9 protein-coding genes are annotated in these 8,046 nt (G+C 69.4%); 6 read left to right on the top strand and 3 right to left on the bottom strand.

The window, feature by feature from the left end:
• Positions 1 to 54 precede the first annotated feature (54 nt).
• On the bottom strand, positions 55 to 468 hold the full coding sequence (locus RLN94_RS14865) for a winged helix-turn-helix transcriptional regulator (protein ID WP_350132678.1): 414 nt from the start codon (positions 466 to 468) through the stop codon (positions 55 to 57).
• A 99-nt stretch (positions 469 to 567) separates the two neighbouring features.
• Here RLN94_RS14865 and RLN94_RS14860 point away from each other — a divergent pair, with 99 nt between their 5' ends.
• Entirely contained in the window at positions 568 to 1,464 is an 897-nt protein-coding gene (locus RLN94_RS14860; RefSeq protein WP_350132680.1) for an NAD(P)H-dependent oxidoreductase, read from the top strand.
• A 79-nt stretch (positions 1,465 to 1,543) separates the two neighbouring features.
• Here the strand turns inward: RLN94_RS14860 and RLN94_RS14855 are convergent, their stop codons facing one another.
• Together RLN94_RS14855 and RLN94_RS14850 are read right to left on the bottom strand one after the other, a co-directional pair.
• Positions 1,544 to 1,747, bottom strand: coding sequence for a dodecin family protein (locus tag RLN94_RS14855; protein ID WP_350132682.1), 204 nt, complete (start codon positions 1,745 to 1,747; stop codon positions 1,544 to 1,546).
• Positions 1,748 to 2,019: 272 nt separating this feature from the next.
• Entirely contained in the window at positions 2,020 to 2,607 is a 588-nt protein-coding gene (locus RLN94_RS14850; RefSeq protein WP_350132684.1) for a TetR/AcrR family transcriptional regulator, read from the bottom strand.
• Between the two features lie 104 nt (positions 2,608 to 2,711).
• On the opposite strand from RLN94_RS14850, the gene RLN94_RS14845 reads away from it, so the two are divergent.
• The 5 genes from RLN94_RS14845 to recJ all read left to right on the top strand — a co-directional run bounded on the left by RLN94_RS14845 (position 2,712) and on the right by recJ (position 8,045).
• Positions 2,712 to 3,041 carry a hypothetical protein gene (locus tag RLN94_RS14845; RefSeq protein ID WP_350132686.1) on the top strand — a complete coding sequence of 110 codons (330 nt, stop codon included), beginning with the start codon at positions 2,712 to 2,714 and terminating at the stop codon, positions 3,039 to 3,041.
• 347 nt (positions 3,042 to 3,388) lie between these two features.
• Positions 3,389 to 4,675, top strand: a complete 1,287-nt coding sequence (locus tag RLN94_RS14840; protein ID WP_350132688.1) for a homoserine dehydrogenase — start codon at positions 3,389 to 3,391, stop codon at positions 4,673 to 4,675.
• Positions 4,676 to 4,772: 97 nt separating this feature from the next.
• A complete protein-coding gene (gene glpX, locus RLN94_RS14835; protein ID WP_350132690.1) occupies positions 4,773 to 5,735 on the top strand; it encodes a class II fructose-bisphosphatase in 963 nt (320 codons plus the stop codon).
• Positions 5,736 to 5,742: 7 nt separating this feature from the next.
• The gene (locus RLN94_RS14830) at positions 5,743 to 6,306 is read left to right on the top strand and encodes a cysteine hydrolase family protein (RefSeq protein WP_350132692.1); all 564 of its coding nucleotides are present in this window, start codon (positions 5,743 to 5,745) and stop codon (positions 6,304 to 6,306) included.
• Positions 6,303 to 8,045 carry a single-stranded-DNA-specific exonuclease RecJ gene (gene recJ / locus RLN94_RS14825; RefSeq protein ID WP_350132694.1) on the top strand — a complete coding sequence of 581 codons (1,743 nt, stop codon included), beginning with the start codon at positions 6,303 to 6,305 and terminating at the stop codon, positions 8,043 to 8,045. The genes RLN94_RS14830 and recJ overlap by 4 nt, the downstream gene beginning before the upstream one ends.
• Position 8,046 lies beyond the last annotated feature (1 nt).

Raw genomic sequence — 8,046 nt, 5'->3', positions numbered from 1 at the left:
CAGGAAAATGCGCATTTTCCAACCCGTTTTCCGCGCGGAAAACGCCCCCAGCCCTCAGCCCCCGGCGCCCGCGTCATACCGCCGTTTTGCCGCCTCGATCCCCTCCAGCTCCCGCGCGATCCAGCCGGTCAGCCCCTCCATGACGCCCAGCAACCCCTCGCCACTCTCCGTCAGCGCGTAGCTCACCCGGGGCGGCACACTGGGCTCCACGTGGCGGGTGATCAGCCCGTGGCGGCACAGCTCCTTCAGGCTGCTCGACAACACCCGCTCGCTGATCCCATCGACCGTGTCGCGGATGCGGTGAAACCGCACCGGCCCCGATTTCAGGGCCCACAGGATCAGAAGGCTCCAGCGGCCGGTGACAAGTTTGAAGACCTCCCGTCCGGGGCAATCCGAATGCATCGGGTCCGCCGACGCGACGGTGGTGTCGGAGGCGGGGCCGGTATCGGCATCGGGGCTTACATTCATGTCAGGGCCTGACTTTCATCGCTGTTCTTCACACGAGTTAGCTACTTACTTATTGTAAGCCTGCACGCAAAATCAAGCTTCAAAGGACAGGCAACCCCGATGACAGAGCAGGCGGAACACACCCTCATCAACACCTTCACCCCCAGGCCCGGCATGGCCGACAGGCTGCTCGAGCTGCAATTGCAGGAAATCGAAAGCCTTGGCGATACCGCCTCCGCCACCGGATGGCTCGGCAACACCATCTACCGCGCGACGGATGGCGTCGCGCTGGTCATCGTCACCCGCTTCCGGTCGGAAGAGGCCAAGGCGCAGTGGCAGGCCTCGCCCGACTTCGCCGCCCATCTCGACCGGATCGCACCGCTCGTGGAATCGGTGAACTCCATGCCCGTCCGCCTCGCCGGTGCCTTCCAGGGCACCGAACCGGGCGCGGGCGACGACACCCCGCTCCGGCTCGCCGTCATCCTCGGCAGCACCCGCGAGGGGCGGTTCGGCGACAAACCCGCCGACTGGATCGCCGGCAAGGCGCGGCAGGCCGGGTTCGACGTGACCGTAATCGACCTGCGCGACGTGCCCCTGCCCTTCCTCGGCGACCCGGCGGCGACCGACGCCCAGACACGGGCCGCCACGGATTTCGCCGCCAGCCTCTCCGCGTTCGACGCCTTCCTCTTCACCGTAGCCGAATACAACCACGCCCCCACCGCCGTGCTGAAGAACGCGCTCGATCACGGCGACTGGTCGCGCCGCCCGGCCGGTCTGGTGGGCTATGGCGGGGTCGGCGGGGCGCGCGCGGTCGAGCATGTCCGCGGCATCGCCGTCGAGCTGGAAATGCCCACCATGCAGGCGGCCGTCCACATCACCATGTCCGATTACCTGCCCGTCTCGAAGGGCGAGACGCAGCTTTCCGATCTCCTCCATCTCGAAGGCTCCGCCGACAGGATGCTGGCACAGCTCGACTGGTGGGCCCGCGCCCTGCGCACCGCCCGCCGCGCCGGATGACGCCGCAACCCCGCCACACGAAAACAGGCCGCACCCCTCCGGGCGCGGCCTGCTTTCCCCTCCGGCATCGCCGGAGATCCTAGTCATCGAGAACGAAGGTCACCGCAAGGTTGACCCGGTAGGCCGAGATCTTGCCGTTCTCCACTTCGACGTTCGAATCCTTGACCCAGGCGCTCTTCACGTTGCGCAGGGTTTCGGAGGCGCGGCTGATCCCCTGCTCGACGGCGTCGTCGAAGCTCTTGGGGGATGTCGCGGAAAGTTCTGTTACGCGTGCAACGGTCATGGAAATCCTCCTTTTCATTGCATGAGGTCAACAAAACCCCCGCCGGACCTGTTCCGCCGACCGGGCGGGCGAAGGCGGGATGCCGCCGGAGCGCAACCGCCGCCCCCGCCCCGTTGCGTTCCGAACCACATCTTGCGCCATTCCCCAACGCGCGCCACATCAACCCGGCCCGGCACCGTGAAAAACACCGACAAAATACCGACGTTATACCGACGCGATACCGAAAACCGGTTTCCCAGCCAAATCAGTCCGTTAACCCCGATTCGCGCCCCTCAGGCCGAAACCGACTTGCGCACCATGTCCCAGTACAACTCCTGCACCTCCGCCAGCGACAAACGCCCGCCTTCCCGGAACCACGTATTCACCCCGTTCAGCATCGCGATCAGCGCCATCGCCGCGATCCGCGTGTCGGCAATGGCAAAGACCCCCTTGTCGATGCCCCGCTGCAGGATGTCCTCCAGCCGCCGCTCATAGGCCCGGCGCAGCGTCTCGATCACCGCGAAATTCCCGGGGCTCAGGTTGCGCAGCTCCATGTAGGCGATGAACACCTCCTCGGGCCGTTCGTTGTGGAAATTGATGTGAAACCGGGTGAATTCCCGCAGCGCCGGAAAGGGCATCTCGCGCGCCGCCTGCGCCTCCTGCGCGGCCAGCAGGTCCTCCAGATGGGTCTTCATCAGGTCGAACAGAAGGCTCTGCTTGTCGGGCGTGTAATTGTAAAGCGCGCCCGCCTGCACCCCCACCTCGGCCGCGATCTGGCGCATGGACACGGCGGCGAACCCCTTGTCCGCAAAGAGTTTCAGCGCCGCCTCGCGCACCTTGGGGCCGGTGATCCCGGAATGAGAGCCTTGGGTTCTTGCCATGTCGCGCAGCATAATTGAACGCCTGTTCAGATCAACGCCCGACTTGCCCTCCCCCACGCAAAAGTGGCAAGGAAGAGACAGTGTGATTTCCAAGGACAGCGCCGATGCCCCTGCGCCTCTCCCTCGTCCTCTGCGCCGCCGCACTGGCGGCGGGCTGCGGCTCGATCCCGCAGCTCGACGCCGTGGTCAGCGACGAGGCCTGGGCGTCCGACTACCCGGCGCTTGTCCCCGCCGAAACCCTCCGCGCCCGCGCCACGGCGCGCCCCCCCTCGGCGGACGGCACGACCCTCGCCGCCGCCTCCCCCGCCCCCGAGATCGACGCCCGCGCCGCAAGGCTCAAGGCCCGCGCCGCCGCGCTCAGGGGCGAGGTGATCGGCGCACAGGACCGGGACCGCTTGAACCAGACCATCGAAATGGACGAGGACGAAGGCTGAGCCCCGCCGGGCAGCGCCCGACCGCGGGTGGGCGCACCAACGGACGTGTTGGTTGATTTATGGCGCGGCCCACATCCGACGTCTGTTCTGCATGGCCAAATTGCAGAAGCGCCCGCCCGGGGGGCGGTCGGGCGCTGCCCGGCGGCGAGCCCGGGGCTCGCCTGGATTCCGGGCCAAGCCAGGCTTCCAAAGGGAATCTGCCACTCCGAACCCCACACTTGGCAAAGCTGCTCACCAACCTCCCCGCCACCCTCCGTACAAAACCCGCGTTGCAAGCCCCGCACCAAGCGTTTACACGCCCATTCCAGACCTTTCCGCGAAGTTGAGTTGTTGATCGGAGCGCCCAAATGACCACCCCCCTGCGCCTAGGCATCGCCGGGCTCGGCACCGTCGGCACCGGTGTCGTCAAGATCATCCGCCAGAAAGCCCAGCTGCTCGAGACCCGCGCCGGCCGCCCGGTCACCATCTCCGCCGTCTCGGCCCGCACCCGCGACAAGGACCGCGGCGTGAACCTGTCGAACTATGCCTGGGAAGACGACCCCGTGGCACTGGCCACCCGCGACGATGTCGACCTCTTCGTCGAGCTCATGGGCGGCAGCGACGGCCCCGCCAAGGCCGCGACCGAGGCCGCGCTGAAGGCCGGCAAACACGTGGTCACCGCCAACAAGGCGATGCTCGCCCATCACGGTCAATCCCTCGCCGAACTGGCCGAGGCGAACGGCGCCGTCCTGCGCTTCGAGGCCGCCGTCGCCGGCGGCATCCCGGTGGTCAAATCCCTCACCGAGGGCCTTGCCGGCAACGAGATCACCCGCGTCATGGGCGTGATGAACGGCACCTGCAACTACATCCTCACCCGGATGCAATCGGGCGGCCTGCCCTATGAAGAGGTCTTCGAGGAGGCCAACGCCCTGGGCTTCCTCGAGGCCGACCCGACGCTCGACGTGGGCGGCATCGACGCGGGCCACAAGCTGTCGCTCCTCTCGGCCATCGCCTTCGGCTGCCAGGTCGATTTCGACGCCGTGGAACTGGAAGGCATCGAACAGGTCACCATCGCCGATATCCGCCATGCCGACGACCTCGGCTACCGCATCAAGCTGCTGGGCGTCGCCCAGATGACCGGCCGCGGGCTGGAACAGCGCATGTCGCCCTGCCTCGTGCCGAAGAAAAGCCCGCTGGGCCAGCTCGAGGGCGGCACCAACATGGTCGTGCTCGAAGGCGACCAGGTGCAGCAGATCGTCCTGCGCGGCCCCGGCGCGGGCGAAGGCCCCACCGCCAGCGCGGTGATGGGCGACGTGCTCGACATCGCCCGCGGCTTCCGCTGCACCACCTTCGGCGTGCCGGCCGCCGCGCTCACCCGCGCCACCCCGGCGAAAACGGCCACGCCCGCGCCCTACTACCTGCGCATGGCGCTCGACGACAAGCCGGGCGCGCTGGCCAAGGTGGCAACGGCCCTCGGCAATGCCGGCATCTCCATCGACCGGATGCGCCAGACCAAGCACAAGGACAACACCGCGCCGGTGCTGATCGTCACCCACCGCACCACCCGCAGCGCGCTCGACGAGGCGCTCGACGCCATGGGCCGGCTCGACGTCATGGCCGTCCAGCCCGTCGCCCTGCGCATCGAATCCGTCTGACCCCGCTGCCCGGCCCTTGTGCCGGGCCGACCCCGCCGCTAATTCTGTTGCCCGACCGTCCGGGCCACGTCCCCGGCCCTTTCCTTGAGGAGTTTCCATGTCCGACGCCGCCCAATTCGACGACACGATCCTGTCGCTCGCCCTCGCCCGGGTCTCGGAACAGGCCGCGCTGGCCTGCCGCCCGCTCATTGGCCGCGGCGACGAGAAAGCCGCCGACCAGGCCGCCGTCAACGCCATGCGCGAGGAGCTGGGCAAGCTGGACATCGCCGGTGTCGTGGTGATCGGCGAAGGCGAGCGGGACGAGGCGCCGATGCTCTATATCGGCGAGGAAGTGGGCACCGGTAACGGCCCCGGCGTCGATATCGCGCTCGACCCGCTCGAAGGCACCACCATCACCGCCAAGGCCATGCCCAACGCGCTGACGGTCATCTCGATGGCCCCGCGCGGCACCATGCTGCACGCGCCCGATGTCTACATGGACAAGCTCGCCATCGGCCCCGGCTATCCCGTGGGCGTGGTCTCGCTCGACATGAGCCCGCGCGAGCGGGTCGAGGCGCTGGCCAAGGCCAAGGGCTGCGAGCCGTCGGGCATCACCGTCTGCGTGCTCGAACGCCCCCGCCACCAGGACACCATCGCCGAGCTGCGCGAGGTCGGCGCCTCGGTCTACCTGATCGGCGATGGCGACGTGGCGGGCGTCATGCACTGCACCGACCCCGAGGCCACCGGCATCGACATGTACATGGGCTCCGGCGGCGCGCCCGAGGGCGTGCTGGCGGCGGGCGCGCTCAAGTGCCTCGGCGGCCAGATCTGGGGCCGGCTCCTCTTCCGCAACGATGACGAGAAGGGCCGCGCCGAGAAGGCCGGGATCACCGATCTCGACCGCGTCTATTCCCGCGACGAAATGGTCACCGACCACGTGATCTTCGCCGCCACCGGCGTCACCACCGGCTCTCTCGTGGCCGGGCTCAAGCCGCGCGGCGACAGCATCGAGACGGAAACCCTGCTGCTCAGGTCGAAGACCGGGGAACGCCGCCGGATGACCTGCCGCCACCCGCTCTGACCGGGCCATGGCGGCGGCGCTGATCCTGATCGATATCCAGACGGGGTTCGACCACCCGGCCTGGGGGGAGCGCAACAACCCCGGCGCCGAAGACGCCGCCGGCGCGCTGCTCTCCGCCTGGCGGGCGGCGGGCGACCCGGTCTGCCATGTCCTCCATGTCAGCACGGAACCGAACAGCCCGCTGGGGCCCAGGACCGGCGGCACCACCTTCAAACCGCAGGTCATACCGCGCCCGGGCGAACCGGTCTTCGAGAAATCCGTCAACTCCGCCTTCATCGGCACCAACCTCGAAGCGCACCTGCGCGAGCGCGACGTGACCGACCTCGTGATCTGCGGCCTCACCACGCCGCATTGCGTCTCGACCACCGTGCGCATGGCCGCCAACCTGGGCTTCACCGTCACCCTCGCCCATGACGCCTGCGCCAGCTTCGCCGCCAATGCCGACACGGGCTGGCAGGCGGGTCTTGCCCCGATGACCGCCGAAGCCATCCACCAGGCCGCCATCTCCCACCTCCACGGCGAATTCGCCACCGCCCGCGCCGTGGCCGACATCCTGCACGGCCGGGCATGAGCTTCCTCGGCGTCGAATCCTCGCTGACCGGCCGCCGCTGGATCGGCCCCACGGCCGAAACCGACCGACTGGCCGAGGCGCTGGTGCAATCCGCCGCCCTGCCCCGCGCGCTGTGCCAGACCCTCGCCCGGCTGGGCGTCGCGCCCGAGGCCTGTGCGGGCTACCTCGAGCCGAAGCTCCGCGACCTCCTCCCCGACCCCCGCCGCCTCAAGGACATGGAGAAGGCCGCCGCCCGCTTCCTCGAAGAGGTGCACCGCAAGGGCCGCATCGCCATCTTCGCCGATTACGACGTTGACGGCGGCGCCTCCGCCGCGCTGCTGATCGACTGGCTGCGCCAGATGGGCCTCGCCGCCACGCTCTACATCCCCGACCGCATCGACGAAGGCTATGGCCCGAACGAGCCCGCCATGGCCGAGCTTGCCGCCGCGCATGACCTCATCGTCTGCGTCGACTGCGGCACGCTCAGCCACGACGCGGTGGCGGCGGCCAAGGGCGCCGACGTCATCATCCTCGACCACCACCTCGGCGGCGAAACCTTGCCCGACGCGCTGGCTGTGGTGAACCCCAACCGGCAGGACGAGCCGGGCGATCTCGGCCATCTCTGCGCCGCCGCCGTGGTGTTCCTGATGCTGGTCGAGGCCGGCCGCCAGCTGCGCGAGGCGGGCCGGAAAGGCCCCGACCTGATGGCCATGCTCGACCTCGTTGCACTGGCCACCGTGGCCGACGTGGCGCCGCTCAAGGGCGTGAACCGCGCCTTCGTGCAACAGGGCCTCAAGGTCATGGCCGGCCGCCACCGCCCCGGCCTCGTGGCGCTGTCCGACGTCTCCCGCCTTGACAGCGCGCCCACCTCCTACCACCTCGGCTTCGTCCTCGGTCCCCGCGTCAACGCCGGCGGCCGCATCGGCAAGGCCGACCTCGGCGCGCGGCTCCTGTGTTGCGACAACCCGCACGAGGCCAGGGCCATGGCCGACCGCCTCGACCAGCTCAATACCGAGCGGCGCGAGATCGAGACCGCGGTGCGCGACGCCGCCCTCGAACAGGCCGAGGCGCGCGGGCTCGACACCCCCCTCGTCTGGGCCGCGAAAGACGGCTGGCACCCCGGCGTGGTCGGCATCGTCGCCTCCCGCCTCAAGGAAGCCACCAACCGCCCCGCCATCGTCATCGGCTTCGACGGCGACGAGGGGAAGGGCTCGGGCCGCTCCGTCTCGGGCGTCGACCTCGGCGCGGCGATCCAGCGGCTGGCGGCGGAAGGTCTCCTCATCAAGGGCGGCGGCCACCGGATGGCCGCGGGCCTCACCGTCGCCCGCGACAAGCTCGAGGCGGCGATGGAGCGCCTCTCCGAATTGCTGGAACGCCAGGGCGCCGGCACCACCGGCCCCCGCGACCTCGCCCTCGACGGCCTCCTGATGCCGGGCGCCGCCACGCCGGAACTGGTCACCCAGATCGAGACCGCCGGCCCCTTCGGCGCGGGCGCGCCGGGGCCGCGCTATGCCTTCCCCGACATGCAGATCGGCTTCGCCAAGCGGGTCGGCGCCAACCACCTCAAGCTCCGCTTCGGCGACGGCACGGGCCCGAAGCTCGACGCCATCGCGTTTAGCGCCTACGACACCGAGATCGGCGCCACGCTGGAAGAGCACGGCGGCGCCCGCTTCCACCTCGCCGGCCGGCTCGACCTCAACACCTGGGGCGGGCGCCAGACCGTGCAGCTTCGCCTCGAGGACGCGGCCCGCGCCGGCTGAG

It is taken from the genome of Roseovarius sp., assembly GCF_040223625.1.
GTDB lineage: Bacteria > Pseudomonadota > Alphaproteobacteria > Rhodobacterales > Rhodobacteraceae > Roseovarius.
The sequence above is the reverse complement of the archived record's forward strand: the minus strand, read 5'-3'. Positions and strand labels throughout refer to the sequence as shown.